The sequence below is a fragment of the Pseudomonas sp. K5002 genome (assembly GCF_013386655.1).
Classification (GTDB): Bacteria; Pseudomonadota; Gammaproteobacteria; order Pseudomonadales; family Pseudomonadaceae; genus Aquipseudomonas.
Genome location: NZ_JACARK010001541.1, coordinates 1 through 389, shown reverse-complemented (window position 1 = coordinate 389; position 389 = coordinate 1). Strand labels below are relative to the sequence as shown.

The 389-nt window shown below is 62.7% G+C and carries 1 protein-coding gene; it reads right to left on the bottom strand.

Features of this window, described 5'->3' with window-relative positions; all coding sequences use genetic code 11:
* Window positions 1-79: 79 nt before the first annotated feature.
* Window positions 80-389, bottom strand: a 310-nt coding sequence (locus HX846_RS37800) for an aminotransferase class I/II-fold pyridoxal phosphate-dependent enzyme (RefSeq protein WP_372242076.1), incomplete at its 5' end; no start/stop codon positions are given.

The following is a 389-nucleotide window of genomic DNA, read 5'->3' as shown; positions in this document are numbered from 1 at the left end:
GTCAGTCACGTATGCATTGACTGACACTCCGCTTTCGCGAGCAAGCCCGCTCCCACATTTGACCTGCGTCGCAGCGAATTCAGCCTACGACTTGAGCCGCAAACACCTCGCGAAACCGCTGCATCTCATCAGCGTTGCCCACGGTGACCCGCACCCACTGCGGCCAGTTTTGCCACACGCGCCCTATCTTCACGCCCTGCTCGCCCAGCCGCTCGATGACCTGTTCCGCCGGACGGCGCACATCAATCATGAAGCAGTTGCTGTGAGACGCCGTGCAGGTGAATCCGCGGTTTTTTAGCCAGGCCACCGTCTCATCCCGCAACCGGGTATTGAGCGCCTTGCGCGCCGGCACCAGTTGCGTATCCGCAAGGCTGGCGCGGGCGGCCAGC